Here is a 24,685-nt window from a genome sequence, read left to right as displayed (position 1 = left end):
ACAGTTCCGTGCAGGTAACACGCCAGCGTCGGATCAGCGAGAAGAAGCAGTTCAACCTCTTCGGCAGACGCGTCGGCCGCCGCGCCCTGCTGGTCACGTCGGGTATCGCGGTCGCCCTCGGCGTCACGGGCACCGCGGTCGCCTCGACGTACCAGTTCGGCACTCAGCAGGTCGGCCAGACCACCGCCAACGGCCAGGTCGTCTCCGCCGATCAATACATCAACCCGTACGGCACCCGGAGCGTCATCAACGACGGCAAGATCATGTCGTCGACGGTCAGCCCGGACGGCACCCACCTCGCCGCCTCGATCGCCGACGGCGACGCGTCCCTGGTCGTCGTGGACCTGGCGACCGGTCAGGTCAAGCAGAAGATCGGCACCAACGCGGCCGACGACCTGCGCATCAGCAGCGGCGCGGTCGGCCAGGAAGGCCCCACCTACTCGCCCGACGGCAAGCAGCTGTGGCTCGGTCAGGCCAACGGCTACACGAAGTTCACCGTCAACGCGGACGGCACCCTCGCGAGCCCCACGGCCGTACCGATCGCGGCCGACGGCTCCAAGCAGGCGCTGGTGGGCGCGGCCGTGTTCTCGGCCGACGGCTCCACCGTGTACTCCGCGGTCAACGGCGAGAACAAGGTCGTCGCCATCGACGCGGCAACTGGAACGATCAAGCAGACCTGGGCGGTCGGCAACGCCCCGCGCGGTATCGCCCTGGCCGGCGGCAAGCTCTACGTCAGCAACGAGGGCGGGCGCCCGGCCCAGGCCGGTGACACCACCATCAACTCCTACGGCACCGACGTGGTGGCGAACCCGAAGACCGGCGCCAGCACCACCGGCACGGTCAGCGTCATCGACACCGCGGACCCGTCCGCCGCCGTCGGCACCATCGACGTCGGCCTGCACCCGACCGCCGTGTACGCGAGCAAGGGCGCGGTGTTCGTCACCAACACCGCCGACAACAACGTGTCCGTCATCGACACCCGCAAGGACAAGGTCGTCCAGACCATCTCCACCCAGCCGTGGCCGGAGGCGTCCGTCGGCTACGAGCCGAACGCGGTGACGCTCACCGACGACGGCCGGCTCCTGGTGACCCTCGGCCGCGCCAACGCCGTCGCCGTCTACCGCTACACCTCCGCACAGCAGCCCGCGCGCTACGTCGGTCTGCTCCCCACCGACTACTTCCCGTCGGGGATCACCGCCGTCGGCAGGCAGGTCGTCGTCGCCAACACCCGTGGCATCGACGCCCGCCGCCCCGACGCCGCCGGCCACAACACCCACGACACCACGTCGAGCCTCACCCAGTTCACGCTGCCGAGCGACCAGGTCGTCAGGTCCGAGACGAACAAGGTGTTCAAGCAGAACGGCTGGACGTCCAACTCGGTCAAGACGGCCAAGGCCAACAGCGACAAGAAGGCCGTCCCGGTCCCGAAGCGGATCGGCGACCCGTCGACGATCAAGCACGTCTTCCTGCTCGTCAAGGAGAACCGCACCTACGACCAGGTCTTCGGCGACCTCCCGCAGGGCAACGGAAACTCCTCGCTCACCCAGTTCGGCGAGAACGTGACGCCGAACCAGCACGCGCTGGCCCAGCAGTTCGGCCTGTACGACAACTTCTACGACATCGGCACCAACTCCGCGGAGGGCCACAACTGGCTGATGCAGTCCGACAACCCGGAGTACACCGAGTCGTCGGCCGGTGAGTACACGCGCAGCTACGACACCGAGAACGACGTCCTCGGCCACCAGAAGACCGGGTTCCTGTGGACCGGCGCGCAGGCGGCCGGCCAGACCGTCAAGGACTTCGGCGAGTTCCAGTCGTACGAGAGCAAGCCGGCCGGTGCGAACTGGCAGAACCTGTACTGCGACAGCAAGAACATGGCCGCGACCGGGGCGCAGACCGCCTACCCCATCAAGACGGGCTCGGCGATCCCCTCGCTCAACGACGTGTCGGTGCAGGGCTTCCCGCTGTTCGACCTCGACGTCCCGGACATCTACAAAGAGCAGATCTGGAAGCAGGACTTCGAGAAGAACGGCCCGGCGAACCTGAACATGTTCTGGTTCTCCAACGACCACACCGGCGGCCCCGCGAACGCGGCCGCCGAGGTCGCCGACAACGACCTGGCCGTCGGCCGGATGGTCGACGAGATCACCCACAGCAAGTACTGGAAGGACTCGGCGATCTTCGTCGTCGAGGACGACTCCCAGGCCGGCCTCGACCACGTCGACGGCCACCGCGCCCCGGTCCAGGTCATCAGCCCGTACGCCCAGCACGGCACGGTCGACGACCGCTACTACTCGCAGATCACCATGGTCCGCACCATCGAGCAGATCCTCGGGGTGCACCCGATGAACCAGCTCGACAGCGCGGCCACCCCGATGTACGGGGCGTTCACGAAGAAGGCGGACGACACGCCGTTCACGGCGGTCCCGAACCGGACCTCGCTGACCCTCGGCGTGAACCCGCAGCCGGCCTGCGGCTCGGACACCCCGGCGGCCCAGGACGCCCAGGCGGCGGCCGCGCCGACGTCGGTCTCCGTCCCGGCGGCCGAGAAGAAGGTCGCGGCCCAGTGGCAGGCCTGGGCCTCGCATCAGCGGCTGACCGGCAAGAACGCCGTGCCGGACTACGCGAACCCCACCCAGATGAACCGTTACACCTGGTACCAGACCCACAACTGGACCAAGCCCTACCCCGGTGACAAGAAGATCTACGTGCCGAATGACGTGCCGGGCGCCTACCTCCCGTCCGCGGAGAACGACGGCTGATCCGGCCCGCTCAGATCAGGGGACCCCGGCCGCGAGGGCCGGGGTCCCCTGCGTTTTCCGCCACGATGCCGCGATGCCGGAATGCCGTGCGCCCCGGTGGCCCGCGGTACGCCAAGCTGGCTGCGGAACACACGAGGACAGGGAGACGTCATGACCGACAAGCCGACCGTGGGCATGCTGGGCACCGGCATCATGGGCGCCGCGATGGCCCGCAACCTCCTCAGGGCCGGGCACACCGTCCGCGCGTGGAACCGCACCCGCGCCAAGGCCGAACCCCTCGCGGCCGACGGCGCCCAGGTCACCGGCACACCGGCCGAGGCCGTCGAGGGCGCCGACGTCGTCCTGACCATGCTGTACGACGGCGCCACCGCGCTGGAGACGATGCGCGAGGCGGCCGGCGCGCTGCGCCGCGGTGCCGTCTGGGTGCAGTCGACCACCGCGGGCCTCGACCAGATCCCCGAACTCGCCGCGTTCGCCCGCGAGCACGGCCTGGTCTTCTACGACGCCCCGGTCCTCGGCACCCGCCAGCCCGCCGAGGCCGGACAGCTCACCGTCCTGGCCGCGGGGCCCGAGCAGGGCCGGGAGACGGCCACGTCCGTCTTCGACGCGGTCGGCGCCCGCACGGTGTGGACCGGGGACGACGGTTCCTCGGCCGCCGCGACCCGGCTCAAGCTGGTCGCCAACAGCTGGGTCCTCGCGGCCACCGCGGCGACCGGCGAGGTGGTCGCGCTGGCGCAGGGCCTCGGCGTGGACCCGCAGCGCTTCTTCGACCTGATCGCGGGCGGCCCCCTCGACATGGGCTACCTGCGGGCCAAGGCCGGGCTGATCCTCGACGGCGGGCTGACTCCGCCCTCGTTCGCGGTGGACACCGCCGGGAAGGACGCCCGGCTGATCGTCGCCGCGGGCGCGAGCCACGGTGTGCGCCTCGACGTCGCGGAGGCGGCCGCCGAGCGCTTCGCCCGTGCCGCCGCCCAGGGGCACGCGGACGAGGACATGGCCGCCGCGTACTTCGCCAGCTTCGAGGACCGGTAGCGGGCCGGGGGCCTGCGCCGACGTGACGGTCCGGGCCCCGAGGGAGCACCCTGGAAGCAGCGATTCCGGAGGTGGACCCCATGATGAACATGATGAAGACCGCTGTGGGATGGCATGTCGAGATGGAGTTCCTGGAGGACGACACGCACACGCGCGCGGTGGCCCTGGTACGCCTGCCCGACGGTACCGAGGTACGGGCGCACGGCCACGCGAGCCGTCACGAGTCCGACAGCAACCAGCCCAGAGTCGGCGAGGAGATCGCCGGCGCCCGCGCCCTCAACGAACTGGCCATGCAGTTGCTGTCCAAGGCGCACGGCGAGATCGACGCGCTGTCGGGGCGGCACTCGCACCCGATCAACGTGTGAGAGGCGACGTGTGAGAAGCAACGTGTGAGAGGCACGGGAGCGCAGGCGCGCACGGGAGCGCGCGGTGGTGCGTGCGGTGGCGCGTTCAGTGGTTACGAAAGCGCCGTGCGCACCGCGCGCACCAGCGCCTGCGCCCGTGGGTCCGCCGTCACGCTCTTGCGGAAGCCGTTGGTGACATAGCCGAAGGCGATGCCCGACTCGGGGTCCGCGAAGCCGAGCGCGCCGCCGCGGCCCGGGTGCCCGAAGGAGGCGGGGGAGAGCAGTGGGGACGCGCTGCCGTGCAGCATGTAGCCGAGCCCGAAGCGGGTGGAGACGACCAGCACCCGGTCAGGACCGGCCGACTGCTCGGTGCGGGCCAGCTCCACGGTCTCCGGGGTGAACAGCCGCCTGCCGCCGTCGACCTCGCCGATCAGGGCGGCGTAGAAGCGGGCCAGGCCGTCGGCGGTGGCGATGCCGTTGGAGGCGGGGAGGGCGGCCGCGCGGTAGCCGGGGTCGTTCTCGTCCGGGAGCGGGCTGATCGCGCCGAACGCCCGGCGGGTCAGCGACCCGGGGTCGGCGTACGCCTCGGAGACGGCGCGCTTGGGCCGGGTCCGGAGCGCGCCCGCGGTCTCCTGCGCCGCCACGGGCCCGACGCGCCCCACGCGCGCCTGCTCCGCCGCGGGGAGCCCGAGCCACAGCTCGGCGCCGGCCGGCCCGGCGATCTCGTCCGCGATCCACTCGCCGACGGTCCGCCCGGTCACCCGCCGCACCAGCTCACCGGTCAGCCAGCTGTACGTCTGTGCGTGGTAGCCGTGGTCGGTGCCCGGCTCCCACACCGGTGCCTGTGCCGCCACCGCGGCCGCGCCGAGGTCGGGGTCGGCGGCTTCCACGGGTGTGAGCGGCCGGTCCAGCACCGGCACGCCCGCCCGGTGCGCGAGCAGCTGCCGCACCAGCGTCCGCTCCTTGCCGGCCGCCTTGTACTCCGGCCAGTACTCACCCACCGGCGCGTCCGGGTCCAGCTCCCCGCGCTGGCGCAGAAGCAGCAGTACGGCGGCGGCGACGCCCTTGGTCGCCGAGCGCACGATCTGGGCGGTGCCGTGCTCCCAGGGCGCCTCGCCGGCGTCCCCGTCGAAGTCCCGGGCACCGCCCCACAGGTCGACGACCCGGTGCCCGTCCCGGTACACGGCCACCGCCGCGCCCCGGTCCCCGAGCAGCTCGAAGTTGCCCGCGAACGCGTCCCTGACCGGCTCGAAGCCCTCGGCCACAGTGCCGTGCACGTCCACGCCCACGTCCGGATCCCTTCACTCGCCGGTGACAGTGGGTGAAACATGGCCGTCGGGCCCTGGATTCCTCGCTACGACGTGGTCTGCGGCACGTACCCCGGGGTCAGCCGAGCACGATGGTGACCTCGATGTTCCCGCGCGTCGCGTTCGAGTACGGGCACACCTCGTGGGCGGCGTCCACCAGCTTCGCCGCGATGTCCCCGTCCAGCACCGGGAGCGAGACGCTGAGGGCGACCGCGAGGCCGTAGCCGCGCTGCTTGTTGGGGCCGATGCCGACCTTCGCGGCGACCGTGGAGCCGGTCAGGTCGTAGCCCGCGCGGTTGCCGACGAGGATCAGCGCGTTGTGGAAGCACGCGCTGTAGCCCGCCGCGAACAGCTGCTCCGGGTTGGTGCCGTTGCCGTCCCCGCCCAGCGCCGGAGGCATCGCCACCTTGAGCTCGATCTGGCCGTCCTGACTGCTGACATACCCGTTCCGGCCGCCGTGCGCGGTCGCCTCGGCGACATACATGATCTTCGTCGGACGAGAGTCGACGGTGGCGCCTTCGATCACGGCGGGACCTCCCCCAGGGCAGAAACAGTGGTGGGCAACACAGAAGTGTGCAAGCACATCGTGCACAAGGTACCGACCGGTAGGAAGCCCCGGGAGGGGCAGGGGGTGGAAACCGTGGGTAACAGGGGCCGGATCGTGGAGCGCGACGCGCGGCGCGCAGTACCGGCGTGCGCGCTGCTACGAGGGGCGTGCGGCCGCCCTGCCCGCTCGCTCCGCGAGCTCCCGCAACTCCTCGCGCAGCCGTGCCACGTCGGCCCCGTCGAGCCCGGTCGTCGTGAGCAGGGCGCCGGGGATGCGCGCCGCGCGCTCCCTCAGCTCCTCCGCGCGCCCGGTGCACGCGACGAGCACCGAGCGCTCGTCCCGCTCCGAGCGCTCCCTGCGCACCAGACCCGCCCCCTCCAGCCGCTTCAGCAGCGGCGACACCGTGCCGTAGTCCAGCCGGAGCGCCTCCGCCAGCTCCTTCACCGTGGTCTCGCCCCGCTCCCACAGGACGAGCAGCACGAGGTACTGCGGGTAGGTGAGCCCGAGTTCGTCGAGGAGCGGGCGGTAGGCGGCGGTCACGGCGCGCTGCGCGGCGTACAGCGCGAAGCACAGCTGGTCGTCCAGCCGCGGCGGCCCGGCGAGCGGCCCGGCGGCCGGCCCGGCGTCCTCTTGATGCGTCACGCGCCCATTCTCTCGGATGCGCGGACGGGCGGGACGGCCGTCACGGAAACGCCTCAGTCGCTCCCGCGCCCCGCCGTCCCCGCGCGCGGGTCGAAACCGAAGGGCAGTTCCAGCCGGTGGGCGCGCATCAGGGCGTCGTCGCAGAGGAGTTCGGCGGTGGGCCCGTCGGCGGCGATGGTGCCGTCGCTCAGGACGAGGGCGCGCGGGCACAGCTCCAGGGCGTAGGGCAGGTCGTGGGTGACCATCAGGACCGTCACGTCCAGGGAACGCAGGATGTCGGCGAGTTCGCGCCGGGACGCCGGGTCGAGGTTGGAGGAGGGCTCGTCCAGGACGAGGATCTCCGGCTCCATGGCGAGGACGGTCGCCACCGCCACCCGGCGGCGCTGCCCGAAGGACAGGTGGTGGGGCGGGCGTTCGGCGAAGCCGGCCATGCCGACCCGGTCCAGGGCGGCACGCACGCGTGCCTCCAGATCCGCGCCCTTCAGGCCGGCCGCCGCCGGTCCGAACGCCACGTCCTCGCGGACCGTCGGCATGAACAGCTGGTCGTCCGGGTCCTGGAAGACGATGCCGACCCGGCGCCGGATCTCCGCCATGTGCCGCTTGCCGACCGGCAGTCCGGCCACCGTGACGGTCCCCGTGCCGCCGCCCAGGATGCCGTTGAGGTGCAGTACGAGGGTGGTCTTCCCGGCGCCGTTCGGCCCGAGCAGCGCGACCCGTTCGCCGCGCGCCACGGAGAAGTCCACGCCGAACAGGGCCTGGTGCCCGTCCGGGTAGGCGAAGGCGAGGCCGGAGACCTCAAGGGAAGCGGGAGCGGTGGTCACAGGGGAAGCGGGAGCGGTGGTCACAGGGCCCATCCCAACGCGCAGACGACAAGGGCGGACAAGGGCAGCGCGAGGGCGTGGGACCACTGCGCCCGGGACGCGGTCACCTCGTCGATGACCGGCATCGCACTGGGGGCACCTCCCACACGTTTAGTAGTGGGGGAGTAGCCGCGGCTCACCATGGCCAGGTGGACGCGCTCCCCGCGCTCGTAGGAGCGGATGAACAGGGCGCCCGCGGACTTCGCGAGCACGCCCCAGTGACGCACGCCCCGCGCCTCGAAGCCGCGCGACTCCCGGGCGATCCGCATCCGGCGCAGCTCGTCGGTGACGACGTCGCCGTAGCGGATCATGAAGGAGGCGATCTGGACGAGCAGCGGCGGCAGCTTCAGCCGCTCCAGGCCGAGGGGCAGCGCGCGCAGCTCCGTGGTGGCCGCGAGGAGGACGGAGGTGGCGACGCCCAGGGTGCCTTTGACCAGAACGTTCCAGGCCCCCCAGAGGCCGTTCACGCTGAGCGAGAGGCCCAGCACGTCGACCCGCTCGCCCTCCGCGACGAACGGCAGCAGCACCGCGAAGGCGACGAACGGCACCTCGATCAGCAGCCGCTTCAGGAGGAAACCGGCGGGCACGCGCGCGTGGTGCGCGACGAACGCGAGCAGCACGGCGTACAGCGCGAACGCCCACATCGCCGTGCGCGGGGTCGAGACCACGACGACCACGAACGCGAAGGCGGCGGCGAGCTTGGTGTGCGGCGGGAGCGCGTGCACGGGGGAGTGCGCGTGCCGGTAGAGCCGGTGGGCGTGGACCGCCCCCATGTCAGAGCGCCCCGGGCGTGCTCGTACGGCGCCTGCGCACCGCCCAGAACACCGCGCTGCCCGCGACGACGGTGGTGCCGACCCCGATGACGCCCGCCAGGCCGCCGGAGAGCCGGGCGTCGGAGACGTCCTCGACGCCGTAGTCGGCGAGCGGGGAGCCGGCCGAGGCGTGCTCCTTCGTCTTCGCGTCGATGCCGTGGTCGTGGGCGACCTTCTCCAGGCCGTCGGGGCTGCCGGAGGCGTAGAAGCTGACGAACCCGGCGAGCACCAGGGAGGTCACCAGACCGCTGATCCACAGTGCGCGGCGGGAGGTGCGCGCGGCCACGGGCGCGGTCGGCTCCGGCGCGTCCACCAGGGCGCCGTGCACGCGCAGCTTCAGCCCCTGGCGCAGGCCGCGCGCCCCGTACACCAGGTCGGGGCGTACGGTGACGACCGCGCCGACCGTGAGGGCGGTGATCGCGGCCTCGCCGACGCCGATGAGGACGTGCACGCCGATCATCGCGCCGGCCACCTTGCCGATGGCGACGTCGGTGGTGCCGCCGACCGCGTAGAGCAGGGTGAAGGCGACCGCGGCGGCGGGCACCGAGAGCAGGGCGGCGACGAAGGCGGCGCCGGTCACCGAGCGCCGGCTGCGGGGCAGGACCTTCAGCAGGCCGCGAAAGGCGGCGTACGCCACCACGGTGGTCACGATCGCCATGTCGGTGATGTTGACACCGAGCGCGGTCAGCCCGCCGTCCGCGAACAGGATGCCCTGCATGAGGAGGACCACGGACACGCACAGGACGCCCGTGTACGGGCCGACGAGTATCGCGGCGAGCGCTCCTCCCAGCAGATGGCCGCTTGTTCCGGCCGCGACGGGGAAGTTGAGCATCTGTACGGCGAAGACGAACGCCGCCACCAGGCCGGCCAGCGGCGCCGTCCGCTCGTCGAGTTCACGGCGGGCGCCGCGCAGGCTGACCGCGAGGGCGCCGGCGGCGACCACGGCGGTGGCCGCGGAGGTGGGGGCGTCGATGAATCCGTCAGGTACATGCACGGTCCGATTTTAGGGGTCTATTGCGAAGGCTTTGCAAGAGCGAGAAGGTCGCCATATCCGGAATCGCATGCCGGGTGCAGGGGCTCCCGTAAGCGCATTCTGGAAAATGTGCGACATTGGATAAGAAAGCGGATGCACAGCTTTCGCACAGATCACGGAGCGTAAAGGGCAGTCCGATGTCTGTAGTCGAGCAGTATGCGCGAGCCCACATCGTCACGGACGAAGACGCGCGGGACGAGCCACCCGCGGTGCCCGTCGTCCTGCGCTACGACCCCGATACCGATCCGAGGGCGGTACAGGTCGGCCTGCCCGGCACCGACGAGTGGACCTTCTCGCGCTCGCTGCTGGAACAGGGCCTCAGGTCGCCCGCGGAGAGCGGTGACGTACGCGTGTGGCCGCTGGGCAGGGTCCAGGCCGTGGTGGAGTTCCACTCCGACCACGGCACATCGGTGGTCCAGTTCGAGTCGAAGGCGCTGCTGCGCTTCCTCCGGCGGACGTACATGGCCACTCCCGTGGCCGGCTGACACTCCCCGCTACAGCGAGGACCCCAGCTTCAGCAGGGCCGCCACGATCGGTCCGGCCGTGTCGCCGCCGTGGCCGCCCGCCTGGACCACACCCGCCGCGGCGAAGTCGCCGCAGTACGCGGTGAACCAGCCGTTCGGCTTCTTCTGGCCGTCGACCTCGGCCGAGCCCGTCTTGGCGCCGCAGCTGGAACTCAGGCCCGACATCGCCTTGGCCGCCGTGCCGTACGCCGCCGTGTACTGCATGACCTCCTTCAGCTCCGACTGCGTCTTCGACGACATCGTGCGCGAGGCCTTCGCGATCGTCCGGTTGTCGACGCTGGGTGCGACCAGGTACGGCTGGTGGAAGGCGCCGGTGTCCACCGTGGCCGACACGGACGCCATGTTCAGCGGGTTCATGCGCACCCCGCCCTGCCCGATCAGCGAGGCGCCCATCTGCGCGCCGCTCTGCACCGGGACCGAGCCGTCGAAGGTCGGGACGCCGATGGCCCAGTTGTTCATGCCGAGGCCGTAGACCTGCTGGGCCTCGGTGGTCAGGTCGCTGTTGGAGAGCTTCGGCGCGAAGTCGATGAAGGCGTTGTTGCAGGAGGCCGCGAAGCTCAGCTTGAACGTGCCCTGCTTGATCTCGGAGTCGTCGTCGTTGTGGAACGTCCACCCGGCGAGCTTGTACGTCTTCGGGCAGGGATGCGACGCGTCCGGGGTGATGAGCCCCTTCTCGAACAGCATCGTCGACGTGATGATCTTCATCGTGGAGCCGGGCGCCAGGGAGCCCTGGAAGGCCACGTTGAAGCCGTGGCTGGAGTTGGCGACGGCGAGGACCTCGCCGGTCGACGGGCGCATCATCACGACCGAGGCGTTCTTCTGCGTGGTGACCTGCTTCTCGGCGGCCGCCTGCAGGGTCGGGCTGAGCGTCGTCTTCACGGTGCCCGGCGTGCCCTTGCTGAGCTCCAGGAGCGTCTTGTCGGAGAGCTTCGCCTTCTCGGACGCCGCGCCGCGCACCACGCGCAGTTCGACGCCCGCCTTGCCGCCGGCCTTCTTGCCGAACTTCTCCCGCAGCCCGTCCAGGACCGAGCCCAGCGACGGGTACTTGGCGGTGGTGATCTCCCCGCCGTCGCGGTCCAGGGCCTTGATGGGCGGGGTGCCGGACTCGCCGGTGACCAGGGTGTCGCCGTCCGCGAGGTCCGGGTGGACGACCGCGGCATGCCAGTTCACCACCGGCTTGCCGTCGCTGGTCCGGCGGATCACGGTGAACGCGGAGCTGTACGACAGCGGCTTGCTGACACCCTTGTAGGACACCGTCGCCTTCACGGAGAACGGGACCTTGTCGCCGGTGCGGGTGCCTTCGGTGAGGGCGACGCCCGTGACGTGGGCGTCCTTGGCATAGCCGGTGAGGAGTTTGATGCAGGCCTTGCTGTCGTCCGTGACGGCGGCGGCCTGCGTGACCTTGCCCTGCTGCCAGGACGACAGGAAGGTGCGCGCCGTCGTGCGCACCTCGGTGGCGGACAGCGGGCCGGTCTTGACGGGCTTGTGGTCGGCCGTCCTCGTCGACGCCGCGTCGGCCGCCCCGCCGCCGTACAGCGCGTACAGGCCGAAGCCGGCGCCGCCGACGACCACGGCGATCATCCCGCCGATGACGGCAGGTCTTTTCTTCCGTCGCTCGACGACGCGCCTTCTCTTGCCCACAGCTCAGTTCCTCCGCGCACTTCCCCCGGGGTCCCCGTCGCCCCGTAGCCCTCACGCTCCCCAACGACGGCACCAAGCCTAGAGTCCCGGCCTGTGGGAGTGACGTCAGCCACCGATCCGTAGCACACTCGCGACAATCGGACCGGCCGCGTCGATGCCGTGGCCGCCGTCCTGGGTCATGGCCGCGGCCGCGACGTCGTCGCGGTAGCCGGCGAACCAGCTGTTCGACTTGGACTGGCCGTCGACCTCCGCCGACCCCGTCTTGGCGCCGATGCTGCCGCTCAGCCCGCGCATCACGCCGGCCGCGGTGCCGCTGGTCGCGGTGCGGTTCATCATGGCGCGCAGCTGGCCGGTCGTGGCGGGCGACAGGCCCTTCGCGGTGGCCAGGTCACGGCCGTCCAGCTTCTGCGGGACGAGCACCGGCTGCCGGAAGGTCCCCGTCATCGCGGTCGCCGCCACCGACGCCATGTTCAGCGGGCTCATCTGCACCTGGCCCTGGCCGATCAGGTTGGCCGCGGTGTCCGGGCCGCCGGAGGCGGGGACCCGGCCGTCGAAACTCGGTATGCCGACCTTCCAGTTGTTCTTCCCGAGCCCGAAGCGGTCCTCGGCCTCCTTGGTGAGCGAGTCGACCTGGACCGAGTCCGCGTACTTCACGAACGCCGTGTTGCAGGAGCGCGCGAAGCTGTCCGAGAGGGTGGCCTTCAGGTCCGGCTGGAGCCCCTTGAGATTGCTGAAGGTCTGGCTCTGCCAGGTCGCGGTCGGCGGGCAGGGGGCTGGACCTGTGGCCGTCGTCAGCCCTGTGTCGATGAGCGTGGCCGCGCTGATGATCTTCATGGTGGAGCCGGGCGCCAGCTCGCCGAGGAAGGCCGCGTTGAAGCCGTCCTCGCGGTGGTTGGCGACCGCCAGCACCTCGCCGGTGCTGGGCTTGACGGCCACCACCGAGGACTCGGCGTACTTCGTCACCGCGGTCTCGGCGGCGGCCTGCACGCGCGCGTCGAGCGTCGTCTGCAGCTTGCCCGCCCTGCCCTCCGCGAGGGTCAGCAGCGTGGTGTCGGCGGACTCCTCGGACGCGTGCTGGATGACCAGCTCCACGCCGGGGGTGCCGCCCGTCTTGTCGCCGTAGCGGCTGCGCAGTTCGTCCAGGATCGGGCCCAGGGACGGGTACTTGTCCTTGGTGAGGACCTTGCCGTTGCGGTCCACGGCCTCGATCGGCGGGCTCGCCGCCTCGCCGGTGGACAGGGTGTCGCCGCGCCGGAGCTCCGGGTGGACGACGGTCGGGTCCCAGTCGACCAGCGCGCGGTGCGTGGTCTCGCCGCGCACGACGGTCAGGCGGCTCTTGTAGGCGAGCGGTTTCGACTTCCCGCCGTAGGACACGGTCGCCTTCACGCTGTACGGCACGGTGGCGCCGGTCGCCTTGCCGGGCGTGATGTGCACGTCCTTGATGTGCGCCACGTCGCTGAAGGACGTGAGCACGGGTTCGGCGTCGGCGGAGTCGTTCGTGTAGGACGCCGCGGTCACCGACTGGCCCTTCTCCCAGGCCGCGAAGAACTTCCCTGCGGTGTCCTTCACCTCGTCCGCCGTCGGCGGCCCGGTCCGTACGGCCGGCGTGTCGTCGCCGTGGAGCGCCGACAGCACGTTGTAGGCGCCGTACCCGCCCCCGCCCAGCACGGCTGCGCAGACGCTGCCGATCAGGGCGCCCTTGACCCCCTTGCGCATGGTGCGAAAATCCCTCCCGTGAGCTTTTGCCGCATTTTGTGAACGCGTTCAAAAGCGGGTTGTGACTCGCACTCTAGGTCGTTGTGGGGTTCCTGTGGCGGGCGTTGACCGATTGTTGTCCGAACCGTTGGCCGAACGGAGATCAGGGATGTGGCTCACACCCAGGTATCGAGCCACATACGTGAACGCCAGGAGTCGATCGGGATCGCCGTGCCCGTGTACAGCGGCCAGAAGTAGATGAAGTTCCAGGCGATCAGCAGCACCAGCACACCCGCACTCGACGCGCCGACCAGCCGGCGGGTGTCGCTGGAGCCCGGCGGGCCGATGATCGCGCCGATCATCATCGCCACCGCGAGACACAGGAAGGGCACGAAGACGACGGCGTAGAAGAGGAAGATCGTGCGCTCCTGGTACATGAACCAGGGCAGGTAACCGGCCGCGATGCCGCAGGCGATGGCGCCGGCCCGCCAGTCGCGGCGGAACGCCCACCGCCACAGGACGTAGGCGATCGCGAAGCACGCCGCCCACCACAGCAGCGGGGTGCCGATCGCGAGCACCTCACGGGCGCACTTCTCGCCGGCGTCCGACGGGCAGCCGTCCACACCCGGGGACGGCGACTCGTAGTAGTACGAGACCGGGCGGCCCAGCACCAGCCAGGACCACGGATTCGACATGTACGTGTGCGGCGACGAGAGGCCGACGTGGAACAGGTACACCTCGTGCTCGTAGTGCCACAGGCTGCGCAGCCAGTCCGGCAGGAACGTCCAGCTGCCGCCCTTGCCGTCGGTGGCCGCCCAGTTGCGGAAGTAGCCGCCGGTGCCGTCGGTGGGGGAGAGGATCCAGCCGATCCAGGAGGTCAGGTAGACGGCGATCGCCACCGGGACCGTCGCCAGGAACGTGATCCCCGTGTCGTGCGCCAGGACCGCCTTGTACGGGTGCCGGGCGCCGGCCACCTTGCGGGCGCCGACGTCCCACAACAGGGCCATCACGCAGAACGCGGCCAGGATGTAGAGGGCGTTCCACTTGGTGCCGAGCGCGAGGCCAAGCAGCAGGCCCGCGGCCCAGCGCCAGGGACGCCACCCGAAGCGGAAACCGTCGGCCACGCGCGCGTCCGGGCGGACCCGGCCGTCCGCGTCGGGCGGCAGCGCCGCCGCCAGCTTCGCCCGCGACCTGTCCCGGTCGATGACCAGGCAGCCGAACGCGGCCAGCACGAAGAACATCAGCACGCCGTCGAGCAGCGAGGTACGGCTCATCACGAAGTGCAGCCCGTCCACCGCCATCAGCCCGCCCGCCAGGCAGCCCAGGAAGGTGGACCGGAACATCCGGCGCCCGATCCGGCACAGCAGCAGCACGCTCAGCGTGCCGAGCAGCGCCGTCATGAACCGCCAGCCGAACGGGTCGAAGCCGAAGACCAGCTCCCCGAGCCCGATGACGTACTTGCCGACCGGCGGGTGCACCACGTACGCCGCGTCCACCGGGATGCCGACGTGGCCCGCCTTCTGCAGGATCAGGTCGTTGGCGTTCTTGTCCCAGTTGACCTCGAAACCGCGGTGGACGAGCGCCCACGCGTCCTTCGCGTAGTACGTCTCGTCGAATATCACCGCCTTGGGGCTGCCCAGGTTCCAGAACCGCAGCAGGCCCGCCATCAGCGTCACCAGGACCGGACCGCCCCAGCCCGACCAGCGGGTGATCCGCTCGGCGAGCACCGGGGGCACCCCCAGGGCGAGCCACAGCCGGGAGCCGGGCTCGGCGTACGGCGGCACCAGGCGGTCGATGACCTCGGCGTGCGTGCCGGAGCCCGCGGCGCCTCTGCCGCCGGTGGTGGGTGCCGTGTGCGCCGGGCTCGCCGTGTAGCCGAACCGGCGCAGCCGCTGCTGCCAGGTCGGCCGCTCGTCGAGCGCTGCCTGGCCCTGCCGGGTGTCCGTGGAGGACGCGGTACTGGTCACCGCGCCATCGTAGGGAACCGTTCTGTGTGAGTCCCGTGCAATGGGGCTTCGTGGTGGGTTCCTTTGCGTTCGCCGTCCCAGGTGCCGGGGACGGTGCCGTCCGGCGGGGACGGCGCTGTCGGTGGCGGCTGCGAGGATGGAGGCGTGACTGGAACCCTTGTCCTCGCAGGCACCCCCATCGGCGACGTCGCGGACGCGCCGCCCCGGCTCGTCGCGGAGCTGACCGGCGCCGACGTGATCGCGGCCGAGGACACGCGGCGGCTGCGGTGGCTCACCCAGGCGCTGGGCGTGACGCCCAAGGGGCGCGTGGTGTCGTACTTCGAGGGCAACGAGGCGGCCCGTACACCGGAACTGGTCGAGGAACTCGTCGGCGGCGCGCGTGTGCTGCTCGTGACCGACGCCGGGATGCCGTCCGTCTCCGACCCCGGCTACCGGCTGGTCGCGGCCGCCGTGGAGAAGGAGATCCGGGTCACGGCCGTCCCGGGGCCGTCCGCCGTGCTCACCGCGCTCGCGCTGTCCGGGCTGCCCGTCGACCGGTTCTGCTTCGAGGGCTTCCTGCCGCGCAAGGCGGGCGAGCGCCGCTCGCGGCTGGCGGAGGTCGCCGAGGAGCGCCGCACCCTCGTCTACTTCGAGGCCCCGCACCGCCTCGACGACACCCTCGCCGCCATGGCCGAGGTCTTCGGCGCCGAGCGGCGGGCCGCCGTCTGCCGCGAGCTGACCAAGACGTACGAGGAGGTACGGCGCGGGCCGCTGGCCGAACTGGCGGTGTGGGCCGCCGACGGGGTGCGCGGCGAGATCACCGTGGTCGTCGAGGGCGCCCCCGAGCGCGGACCCGAGGAACTCGACGCGGCGGAGCTGGTGCGGCGGGTGCGGGTGCGGGAGGAGGCCGGCGAGCGCCGTAAGGAGGCGATCGCGGCGGTGGCGGTGGAGGCGGGGATTCCGAAGCGGGTCGTTTTCGACGCCGTGGTCGCCGCGAAGCGTGTTGATGGGTGAGGTCGGTTTCCGGAGCGCCGTTGTGGTTGCTCTTGTGTAGTCGTGTGCGGGGCGGTGGGGGCTGGTCGCGCAGTTCCCCGCGCCCCTTCGGGGGCGCCCTCGTACAGGGCGTTTGAAGGGGGGCGCTCCTTGATCTTTGAGCGAGCCGCTTCTCTGCTGAGCGTGCGCCCCTGACCTGCGGTGATGCGTCCTCTGAGCGGGGTGTGTCTCCTCTGAGCGCGCGCCCCACGGGACAGTAAAGCAAGGGCGGGAAACGCAAAGCCCAGCCCTATGCGGCGAGGCCCATTTGGCAAGCAGAATCCAAATCGCCTCCAACACTCGGCAGGCCTGTCGCATTCGCGTCGGTGAAGGCGTCCACTGGTCAGCAGGGACGCACCCGTCCCTCACCCCCATGGGATTCCGGGGGGAATCCCCGCGCCGGGGGTGCGTGCTTGTCCAAGCGGACAAGAGGAGCTGGCATGAGTGAGATCGCAGGGCAGACCGGCCTCCGCGGTGCGGCCACAGCCGTCGTCCACGAGTCGTATTCCTTCGCCTGCATGCGATGCGGGCACGGCTGGGAGCAGTCGTACGAGATAGAGCACCACACCGACGCCGACAACCACGAGTTCGTCAAGTACGTGGCGAACGGCCGGGTCGTCCCGTCGCCGCTGAGCCGGCCCGCGTGCCAGAACTGCGACGGGCAGGTCCTGCGGATCATGCGCGCGGGCCAGGTCTCGTCGGTGCGGGACGCCGCGCAGCGGTCGCATCAGCCGTCGGCGCCGGACCGTTCCGCCGGGCAGGACGGTACGGAGACCGGGCCGGCCGCGGCGACGGAGGCCTCCGCGGAGGTCAAGGCGGTGCATCACTGGCACCTGTCGGATCTCCTGCACCCATTCCAGCGCAAGGCGAGCTGACCCGCCCGCGGCTCCGGCCGGCATGCCCCTTTCGTAGGATCGGGGCATGCCTTCGAACGCCTCCGGTGCGGCCTCCCGTACGGCCGACAAGAACACCGCGCCGCCGCTCCCGGAACCTCTCCGGGTGCCCGTCGCGGACTCCCACACCCACCTCGACATGCAGTCCGGCACGGTCGGGGAGGGCCTCGCGAAGGCCGCGTCGGTGGGCGTGACGACCGTCGTCCAGGTCGGCTGCGACATCAAGGGCTCGCGGTGGGCGGCCGACACCGCCGCCGCGCACGGGAACGTCCACGCGACCGTCGCCCTGCACCCCAACGAAGCCCCGCGGATCGTGCATGGGGACCCCGACGGCTGGTCCCGGCAGGGCGCCCGCGCGGGAGGCGGGGACACGGCGCTGGACGAGGCGCTCGCCGAGATCGACCTGCTGGCCCGGCTGCCCCAGGTGAAGGGCGTCGGCGAGACAGGCCTCGACTACTTCCGCACCGGGCCCGAGGGCAAGGCCGCCCAGGAGCGCTCCTTCCGCGCCCACATCGAGATCGCCAAGCGGCACGGCAAGGCCCTCGTCATCCACGACCGCGACGCCCACGCCGACGTCCTGCGCGTCCTCAAGGAGGAGGGCGCCCCCGAGCGGACCGTGTTCCACTGCTACTCCGGGGACGCCGAGATGGCCGGGGAGTGCGCCCGCGAGGGCTACTTCATGTCCTTCGCCGGCAACGTCACCTTCAAGAACGCCCAGAACCTGCGGGACGCGGTGGCGGTGGCCCCCCTGGAACTGCTCCTGGTGGAGACCGACGCGCCCTTCCTGACCCCGGCGCCGTACCGCGGACGGCCCAACGCCCCGTATCTCATTCCGGTCACGGTGCGCGCGATGGCCGCCGTGCGCGGCATCGACGAGGACGCGCTGGCGACGGCCCTGGGCGCGAACACGGCGCGCGCCTTCGACTACTGAGGGTGTACCGATCATAACTGGCGCATAACGTTCGCTGGGCTGTACCTTTGGTCCGCACGCGACCGTGCGTAGTCGTGCCGCTTTGGAGAGTGACGGGTGACCCGCTAGGTTCTGGGGGCCCGATCCGGACCCCTCTGGCCCTCTGGAGCGTGTCGGCGTGAGCGCATCGCAGTACGAGACGTCTGGGACGTACGACCCTTATGGCGCGCCCGGAGTGCACGGCGCGCAGGAGATGTACGGCGTGTACGACGCCGAGACGCTGGGATACGGCGCGGCCTACGGGACGGCGTACGGGACGGCGTACGGGACGGCGTACGGCGGCGACACGTACCGCCCGGCGTACGAGGCTGCGGCGCAGGCGCAGGCGCAGGCGCACGTGAGCGAGCCGGTGCTGCCGCGGCAGGGCGAGCGTGGTTCGCAGGGGGAGGCGCGTGAGGCGGGTGCGCGTGCCGTGGCCGGGCGTCGCGCCGCGCGCCGGCGGAAGGCGCGGTACTCCAGGCGTCCGGAGTCCGCCGTGCGCCGTCTGCTGCCGCAGGCGCTCGTCGTCGCGTTCCTCGCGGGCGGTACCACCGCTTTCCTCGCCAAGGACAAGGCGATCGAGCTGACCGTGGACGGCAGGCCGCGCACCCTGCACACGTTCGCTGACGACGTGACCGGCCTGCTGCAGGAGGAGGGCGTACCGGTCGGGGCGCACGACGTGGTGGCGCCTGCCCCCGGCACGGCGCTGGCCAGCGGTGACGAGGTCGCGGTGCACTACGGCCGCCCCGTACGGCTCACGCTGGACGGCGAACGGCGCGAGGTGTGGACGACGGCGCGCACGGTGGACGGGGCGCTCAGGCAGCTGGGGGTGCGTGCCGAGGGCGCGTACCTGTCGGCCTCGCGCTCCCAGGACATCGGACGCGCCGGGCTCGCGCTCGACGTGCGCACCGAGCGCACGGTCACGATCCTGGCGGACGGCCGGACCCGGACCATCCGCACCAACGCGGCGACCGTCCGCGAGGCCGTCGAGGAGGCCGGGATCACCCTGCACGGCCAGGACACCACCTCCGTGCCCCAGTCCGGCTTCCCGCGCGACGGGCAGACGGTGACCGTGCTGCGCGTCACGGGCAGCAGGGAGGTGCGCGAGGAGACCATCCCGTTCGAGGTGCGGCGGACGGCGGACCCGACGCTGTTCAAGGGCACCGAGGTGATCGAGCGGGCCGGGCGGCCGGGGTTGCGCCGTGTGACATATTACTTCCGCGCCGTCAACGGCGTCCGGCAGAAGCCCCGCCGCGAGACCTCCGAAGTGGTGCGGGAACCCCGCACCCAGCTCGTGAACGTGGGGACCAAGCCGCACCCGGACTCCGTTAAGGGCGGCGACGGCCTGAACTGGCACGGTCTCGCCGCGTGCGAGTCCGGAGGCCGCCCGCACGCGGTGGACCCCTCCGGCACGTACGGCGGGCTGTACCAGTTCGACACCCACACCTGGCACAGCCTCGGCGGCAGCGGGCGCCCGCAGGACGCCACGGCCGAGGAGCAGACGTTCCGCGCGAAGAAGCTCTACGTGACCCGCGGCTCCACGCCGTGGCCGCACTGCGGGGCGCGGCTGCACAGGTGACCGAGGTGACCGGCGGAAGGCGTCCCCGGCGGCCCGTACCCTTGTCCCGTGAGCAGCCCCACCCCCGACGCCCTCCTCGGCCCCGCCGACATCCGTGAGCTCGCGGCAGCGCTCGGCGTGCGCCCCACCAAGCAGCGCGGCCAGAACTTCGTGATCGACGCCAACACGGTCCGCCGTATCGTCCGCACCGCCGAGGTCCGCCCGGACGACGTCGTCGTGGAGGTCGGCCCCGGGCTGGGGTCCCTCACCCTCGCGCTCCTGGAGGTCGCCGACCGGGTCACCGCGGTCGAGATCGACGACGTCCTGGCGGGCGCACTGCCCGCGACGATCGCGGCGCGCATGCCGGTGCGCGCGGACCGGTTCGCGCTGGTCCACTCCGACGCGATGCACGTCACCGAGCTGCCGGGACCCCCGCCGACCGCACTCGTCGCGAACCTCCCCTACAACGTCGCCGTCCCCGTCCTCCTCCACATGCTCGACACCTTCCCGAGCATCGAGCGGACGCTGGTGATGGTGCAGTCCGAGGTCGCCGACCGGCTCGCCGCCGGACCCGGCAACAAGGTGTACGGCGTGCCGTCCGTCAAGGCCAACTGGTACGCCGAGGTGAAGCGCGCCGGTGCCATCGGGCGCAACGTCTTCTGGCCCGCGCCGAACGTCGACAGCGGGCTCGTCTCCCTCGTCCGGCGCGCGGAGCCGCTGAAGACGACGGCCTCGAAGCGTGAGGTCTTCGCCGTCGTCGACGCGGCGTTCGCGCAGCGCCGCAAGACCCTGCGGGCGGCGCTCGCCGGCTGGGCCGGGTCCGCGGCGGCCGCCGAGGCGGCGCTGGTCGCGGCCGGGGTCTCGCCGCAGGCCCGCGGGGAGGCGCTGACGGTGGAGGAGTTCGCGAGGATCGCCGAACACAAGGAGTCCGGTAAGTGAGCGTCAGCGTCACGGTACGCGTCCCCGCCAAGGTCAACGTCCAGCTCGCGGTGGGTGCCGCGCGCCCCGACGGCTTCCACGACCTGGCCAACGTCTTCCTCGCCGTCGGCCTCTACGACGAGGTCACCGTCACCCCCGCCGACGAACTGACCGTCACCTGCGAGGGCCCGGACGCCGCCGAGGTCCCCCTCGACCGCACGAACCTCGCCGCCCGCGCCGCGCTCGCGCTCGCCGAGCGCCGGGGCATCGAGCCGGCCGTGCACATCCACATCGCCAAGGACATCCCGGTCGCCGGCGGGATGGCCGGGGGGAGTGCGGACGGGGCGGGCGCGCTGCTGGCCTGCAACGAGCTCTGGCGCGCGGGCGCCTCCCGCGCCGAACTCCTCGCCATCTGCGCCGACCTGGGCAGCGACGTGCCCTTCAGCCTGGTCGGCGGTGCCGCCCTCGGCACCGGGCGCGGCGAGCGCCTCACCGCCCTCGAAGTCGGCGCCACCTTCCACTGGGTGTTCGCGATGGCCGGGCGGGGGCTGTCCACGCCGGCCGTCTTCCGCGAGTTCGACCGGCTCGCCGAGGGGCGCGAGATCCCCGAGCCTGTCGCCTCCCGCGACCTCCTCGACGCCCTCGCCCAGGGCGATGCCGACGCGCTCGCCACCGCCGTCTCCAACGACCTCCAGCCCGCCGCGCTCTCCCTCTTCCCGGAGCTCGCGGACACCCTCGACGCGGGCCGCGCGGCCGGCGCCCTCACCGCGCTGGTCTCCGGTTCCGGCCCCACCACGGCGTTCCTGGTCCGGGACACCGCGTCGGCGCAGAAGGTCTCCGAGGCGCTCCTCGCCTCCGGTACCTGCCGCACGGTGCGCACGGCGACGGCGCCAGCGCCGGGCGCGAGGGTGCTCTCGGCGGACCGGACGGCCGGGTCCGTGTAACCTGAAACTAGGTCTGACCTGCGAAAATGTGAAGATTCGGTGCTGTTAGCTACTTCACGGTAACTGGATTTTCACAAATGCACCCCATGGTCCCTTTCGCGCCATCTGGCTCATGGTGACGGCTGGCATGATCGCCATTCCCGCCCTCTGTTACCGGCGGTACCTCGTGTGTGCGGCGACGACGTCTCCGCGCCACGTAGAGAGGACATTCCCATGGGGCACATGGACCACTTCAGCGCCGGATGGGTCACTCCCGTCCTCTCCTACGCGATGGCCTGCGTCGGCTCGGCACTGGGACTGCGCTGCACCGTCAGGGCACTGGAGGCGGAAGGCGCCTCCAAACGGAACTGGCTGACACTCGCCTCGTTCGCCATCGGGTCCGGCATCTGGACCATGCACTTCATCGCGATGATGGGCTTCTCCGTGGAGGGCACGCCCATCCGCTACGACATCCCGCTGACCGTGCTCAGCCTCGTCATGGCGATCGCCGTCGTCAGCGCCGGCATCTTCACCGCCGGATACGGCCGTTCGCGCGTGCAGGCGGTGCTGCTCGGCGGTCTCGGCACCGGGCTCGGCGTCGCCGCGATGCACTACACCGGCATGGCCGCGCTCAACCTGCACGGCTCGGTGGGCTTCGACCCGCTGATGGTCATCGCGTCCGTCGCGATCGCCGTCGTCGCGGCCACCGCGGCGCTCACCCTCTCCCTCGTCGTCCGCGGCCCCGTCCTGGCGACGCTGTCCGCGCTCGTCATGGGGCTCGCGGTGAGCAGCATGCACTACACGGCGATGTTCGCCGTCAGCGTCAACCTGAAGCCCAGCAGCGCCGAGCTGCCCGGTGCCACGGCCACCGAGTTCCTCTTCCCGCTCGCGGTGCTGCTCGGCTCGTTCCTCTTCCTGGCCTCCGCGTACGTGGCGCTGTCCCCGACCGGCAAGCGACACGAGTCCGCCGTCGCCGCGGAGCTGCTGCGCGAGGTCGAACTGACCACGGCCTGACCGCCGTTCCCCGCTGCCGCCCCCCACACCTCCTCGACACCCTCATCCCGTCCGGGAACGCGCGCGCCCTCGGCCCGCCGGTTCCCGGGCGCGCCCCTCCCCGAACGAGGTCCCCATGCGCGTTCGCCGTGCCACCGAACGACTCCGCCCCAGATCCGTCCGCGCGAAGATCGTCGCCCTGCTCATGCTGCCCGTCGTGTCCCTGATGGCGCTGTGGGCGTACGCCGCGGTGACGACCGTCGCCGCGATCGGCGACACCGAGCGGGCCAAGGACGTCAACGCCCAGCTCCTCACGCCCGTGGCCGGCTTCGTGACCGCGCTCCAGGGCGAGCGGACCGCCGCCACCCGCTACGCGGCCGCCCCCGACGCCCGTTCCCTCGCCGCGCTGAAGACCGCCAGGGCGGCCACCGACAGGGCGCGGACGAAGCTCACCGACGGTATCAACGCCTCCACCTCCGACGCGGCCCTGCTCAACTCCGCGCTCCCCGCCCGGATCGACCGGCTCTCCGGCGCCGCGGACTCCGTGGGCACCGTGCGCGCGGAGACCGCCGAGAAGGGCGCGGCGCAGACGGCGTACACCAAGTACACGGCCGTGGTGGAGCGCGCCTTCGCCGTCACCGGGGCGCTCACCGGCGAGAAGGGCACCGACTCCGCCTCGCAGAGCCGCGTGGTGCTCGAACTGGCACGCGCGCGTGAGGCGTTCGCCCGTGAGCAGGCGCTGCTCGCGGCGGGCGAGGCGGCCGGACACCTGACGCGGCGGCAGTACACCGCGTTCGTCGGCGCGGCGGCCACCCACCGCGAGCTGCTGGAGCCCGCGGCCGCAGATCTGAAGGCCGAGCACAGGCGGGCGTACGACGAGATCCTGGACGGCGCGGGGTACCGGAGGCTGGCCGCCGTGGAGGAGCGTGTCGAGGCCGCTGGGCCGGGCGCCGACGCGGTGTCCCCGGCCACGCTGTCCGGCTGGGACGGCTCCGCCACCGGCGTCCTCGAACAGCTGACGGCGGCCGAGAAGAGCGCCGGTACGGGAGCCACGGCCAAGGCCGCCACGTTCGGCTGGTCCACGCTCGGCGCGTCCGGCGTCGCCGTCGTCCTCGGCCTGGTCGGCGTCCTGCTGTCGCTGCTGGTCTCGGTGGGCGTCGGCCGCGGCCTGATCGTCGAACTCCTCGACCTGCGCAACTCCGCCCTGGAGGTGGCCGGCCGCCGCCTCCCGCAGGCCATGCGCAAGCTGCACGCCGGGCAGGGCGTCGACATCGACGCCGAGGCACCCATGCGCCGCCTCGTGGGCGACGAACTCGCCCAGGTGGGCACCGCCCTCACGGCCGTCCAGCGCGCCGCCCTGAAGGCCGCCGCCGAGCGCGCCGAGCTCCTCAGCGGCATCTCCGGCGTGTACGTCAGCCTCGCGCGCCGCAGCCAGGTGCTGCTCCACCGCCAGCTGGACCTGCTCGACCAGATGCAGCGCCGCCAGCAGGACCAGACCGAGCTGTACGACCTCTACCGCGTCGACTACCTCGCCACCCGGATGCGCCGCCACTCGGAGAGCCTGCTCATCCTCTCCGGGATCGCACCGGGCCGCGGCTGGCGGGACCCGATCCCGCTGGCGGACGTGGTGCGCGCCGCCGTCGCCGAGATCGAGAACTCCGCGCGCGTGCAGATCTGGGCCGTGCCGCGGGTGTCGCTCGCCGGCGGCTCGGTGGCCGACGTGATCCATCTGATCGCCGAACTCGTCGAGAACGCGGCGGCCTTCTCGCCCCCCAGCACCAAGGTGCAACTGCGTGCCGCGCGGATGCGCGACGGCCTGCTCGTCGAGATCGAGGACAGCGGCTTCGGCATGAACGAGCAGGCCATGGCCGAGGCCAACGGCAAGATCCGGTCCGCCAAGGTCGACCTCCTCGACGCCAAGCAGATCGGGCTGTTCGTGGTCAACCGGCTGCGCGAGCGGCAGGGCCTCAGGGTCGAGCTGCGCCCCTCGCCGAACGGCGGTGTCACGGCCGCGGTCCTCATCCCCGAGAACCTCATGCGCGACGACATGCCGGTCGGCGAGCAGACCGCCGGGACCGGCCGCGGCCTGGCACCGGCGGCCGCGCTGATCCAGCGCCGGCGACTGGGCGAGGCGGGCGCCTGAGGCCCCGTAAGCACCGCGTCGGGGGGGGGGGGGGGCCGCGACCGCCGGCGCGCCGGCGGCCCGGGGGGCCGGGGCCCGGGCCGCGGGGGTGTGCTGCCGCGGCGGGGGGGGGGGCGCGGGGTGGGGGGGCG

General features: G+C 71.9%; 21 protein-coding genes. 12 read left to right on the top strand and 9 right to left on the bottom strand.

Annotation, left to right across the window (positions count from 1 at the left end):
• Window positions 1–8 precede the first annotated feature (8 nt).
• The 3 genes from ACFWPS_RS14355 to ACFWPS_RS14345 all read left to right on the top strand — a co-directional run bounded on the left by ACFWPS_RS14355 (window position 9) and on the right by ACFWPS_RS14345 (window position 4,159).
• Window positions 9–2,762, top strand: a complete 2,754-nt coding sequence (locus ACFWPS_RS14355; RefSeq protein ID WP_383704657.1) for an alkaline phosphatase family protein — start codon at window positions 9–11, stop codon at window positions 2,760–2,762.
• A gap of 150 nt (window positions 2,763–2,912) precedes the next feature.
• Window positions 2,913–3,794, top strand: coding sequence for an NAD(P)-dependent oxidoreductase (locus ACFWPS_RS14350; protein ID WP_383704655.1), 882 nt, complete (start codon window positions 2,913–2,915; stop codon window positions 3,792–3,794).
• An 89-nt stretch (window positions 3,795–3,883) separates the two neighbouring features.
• Window positions 3,884–4,159: a DUF1876 domain-containing protein gene (locus ACFWPS_RS14345; RefSeq protein ID WP_089102439.1), complete on the top strand. Its 276-nt coding sequence runs from the start codon at window positions 3,884–3,886 to the stop codon at window positions 4,157–4,159.
• A gap of 92 nt (window positions 4,160–4,251) precedes the next feature.
• Here the strand turns inward: ACFWPS_RS14345 and ACFWPS_RS14340 are convergent, their stop codons facing one another.
• From ACFWPS_RS14340 to ACFWPS_RS14315, 6 genes are all read right to left on the bottom strand, one after another.
• Window positions 4,252–5,421: a serine hydrolase domain-containing protein gene (locus tag ACFWPS_RS14340; protein ID WP_383704837.1), complete on the bottom strand. Its 1,170-nt coding sequence runs from the start codon at window positions 5,419–5,421 to the stop codon at window positions 4,252–4,254.
• A 103-nt stretch (window positions 5,422–5,524) separates the two neighbouring features.
• Complete coding sequence (locus tag ACFWPS_RS14335; protein ID WP_383704835.1) at window positions 5,525–5,929, bottom strand: organic hydroperoxide resistance protein; 405 nt, start codon at window positions 5,927–5,929, stop codon at window positions 5,525–5,527.
• Between the two features lie 219 nt (window positions 5,930–6,148).
• Window positions 6,149–6,634, bottom strand: a complete 486-nt coding sequence (locus ACFWPS_RS14330) for a MarR family winged helix-turn-helix transcriptional regulator (protein WP_383704653.1) — start codon at window positions 6,632–6,634, stop codon at window positions 6,149–6,151.
• A gap of 53 nt (window positions 6,635–6,687) precedes the next feature.
• A complete protein-coding gene (locus ACFWPS_RS14325; protein WP_383704651.1) occupies window positions 6,688–7,488 on the bottom strand; it encodes an energy-coupling factor ABC transporter ATP-binding protein in 801 nt (266 codons plus the stop codon).
• Window positions 7,476–8,267 (bottom strand): cobalt ECF transporter T component CbiQ, encoded by a 792-nt coding sequence (gene cbiQ, locus ACFWPS_RS14320; RefSeq protein ID WP_383704649.1) that lies wholly within the window; start codon window positions 8,265–8,267, stop codon window positions 7,476–7,478. The genes ACFWPS_RS14325 and cbiQ overlap by 13 nt, the downstream gene beginning before the upstream one ends.
• A 1-nt stretch (window position 8,268) precedes the next feature.
• The gene (locus ACFWPS_RS14315) at window positions 8,269–9,300 is read right to left on the bottom strand and encodes an energy-coupling factor ABC transporter permease (RefSeq protein WP_383704647.1); all 1,032 of its coding nucleotides are present in this window, start codon (window positions 9,298–9,300) and stop codon (window positions 8,269–8,271) included.
• Between the two features lie 176 nt (window positions 9,301–9,476).
• Here ACFWPS_RS14315 and ACFWPS_RS14310 point away from each other — a divergent pair, with 176 nt between their 5' ends.
• The gene (locus ACFWPS_RS14310) at window positions 9,477–9,824 is read left to right on the top strand and encodes an SsgA family sporulation/cell division regulator (RefSeq protein WP_361287170.1); all 348 of its coding nucleotides are present in this window, start codon (window positions 9,477–9,479) and stop codon (window positions 9,822–9,824) included.
• Window positions 9,825–9,833: 9 nt separating this feature from the next.
• On the opposite strand, the gene ACFWPS_RS14305 is transcribed toward ACFWPS_RS14310, so the two are convergent.
• The 3 genes from ACFWPS_RS14305 to ACFWPS_RS14295 form a co-directional block, all read right to left on the bottom strand.
• Window positions 9,834–11,504 (bottom strand): penicillin-binding transpeptidase domain-containing protein, encoded by a 1,671-nt coding sequence (locus ACFWPS_RS14305; protein WP_383704644.1) that lies wholly within the window; start codon window positions 11,502–11,504, stop codon window positions 9,834–9,836.
• A 105-nt stretch (window positions 11,505–11,609) separates the two neighbouring features.
• Window positions 11,610–13,220: a penicillin-binding transpeptidase domain-containing protein gene (locus ACFWPS_RS14300; protein ID WP_383704642.1), complete on the bottom strand. Its 1,611-nt coding sequence runs from the start codon at window positions 13,218–13,220 to the stop codon at window positions 11,610–11,612.
• 155 nt (window positions 13,221–13,375) lie between these two features.
• The gene (locus ACFWPS_RS14295) at window positions 13,376–15,166 is read right to left on the bottom strand and encodes a dolichyl-phosphate-mannose--protein mannosyltransferase (RefSeq protein ID WP_383704639.1); all 1,791 of its coding nucleotides are present in this window, start codon (window positions 15,164–15,166) and stop codon (window positions 13,376–13,378) included.
• Window positions 15,167–15,310: 144 nt separating this feature from the next.
• Here ACFWPS_RS14295 and rsmI point away from each other — a divergent pair, with 144 nt between their 5' ends.
• The 8 genes from rsmI to ACFWPS_RS14255 all read left to right on the top strand — a co-directional run bounded on the left by rsmI (window position 15,311) and on the right by ACFWPS_RS14255 (window position 24,554).
• Entirely contained in the window at window positions 15,311–16,159 is an 849-nt protein-coding gene (rsmI, locus tag ACFWPS_RS14290; RefSeq protein ID WP_383704637.1) for a 16S rRNA (cytidine(1402)-2'-O)-methyltransferase, read from the top strand.
• Window positions 16,160–16,617: 458 nt separating this feature from the next.
• Window positions 16,618–17,052 carry a hypothetical protein gene (locus tag ACFWPS_RS14285; protein ID WP_383704635.1) on the top strand — a complete coding sequence of 145 codons (435 nt, stop codon included), beginning with the start codon at window positions 16,618–16,620 and terminating at the stop codon, window positions 17,050–17,052.
• Between the two features lie 46 nt (window positions 17,053–17,098).
• Window positions 17,099–18,001 carry a TatD family hydrolase gene (locus tag ACFWPS_RS14280; protein WP_383704633.1) on the top strand — a complete coding sequence of 301 codons (903 nt, stop codon included), beginning with the start codon at window positions 17,099–17,101 and terminating at the stop codon, window positions 17,999–18,001.
• A gap of 157 nt (window positions 18,002–18,158) precedes the next feature.
• Complete coding sequence (locus tag ACFWPS_RS14275) at window positions 18,159–19,598, top strand: ubiquitin-like domain-containing protein (protein WP_383704630.1); 1,440 nt, start codon at window positions 18,159–18,161, stop codon at window positions 19,596–19,598.
• 48 nt (window positions 19,599–19,646) lie between these two features.
• A complete protein-coding gene (rsmA, locus tag ACFWPS_RS14270; protein ID WP_383704627.1) occupies window positions 19,647–20,516 on the top strand; it encodes a 16S rRNA (adenine(1518)-N(6)/adenine(1519)-N(6))-dimethyltransferase RsmA in 870 nt (289 codons plus the stop codon).
• A complete protein-coding gene (locus ACFWPS_RS14265; RefSeq protein ID WP_383704625.1) occupies window positions 20,513–21,439 on the top strand; it encodes a 4-(cytidine 5'-diphospho)-2-C-methyl-D-erythritol kinase in 927 nt (308 codons plus the stop codon). The genes rsmA and ACFWPS_RS14265 overlap by 4 nt, the downstream gene beginning before the upstream one ends.
• Before the next feature lie 213 nt (window positions 21,440–21,652).
• Window positions 21,653–22,432: an MHYT domain-containing protein gene (locus tag ACFWPS_RS14260; protein ID WP_383704623.1), complete on the top strand. Its 780-nt coding sequence runs from the start codon at window positions 21,653–21,655 to the stop codon at window positions 22,430–22,432.
• 115 nt (window positions 22,433–22,547) lie between these two features.
• Window positions 22,548–24,554 (top strand): nitrate- and nitrite sensing domain-containing protein, encoded by a 2,007-nt coding sequence (locus ACFWPS_RS14255; RefSeq protein ID WP_383704620.1) that lies wholly within the window; start codon window positions 22,548–22,550, stop codon window positions 24,552–24,554.
• Window positions 24,555–24,685: the final 131 nt, after the last annotated feature.

This window comes from Streptomyces sp. NPDC058457, assembly GCF_042720695.1.
In the GTDB taxonomy this organism is placed as follows: Bacteria; Actinomycetota; Actinomycetes; order Streptomycetales; family Streptomycetaceae; genus Streptomyces.
The sequence above is the reverse complement of the archived record's forward strand: the minus strand, read 5'-3'. Positions and strand labels throughout refer to the sequence as shown.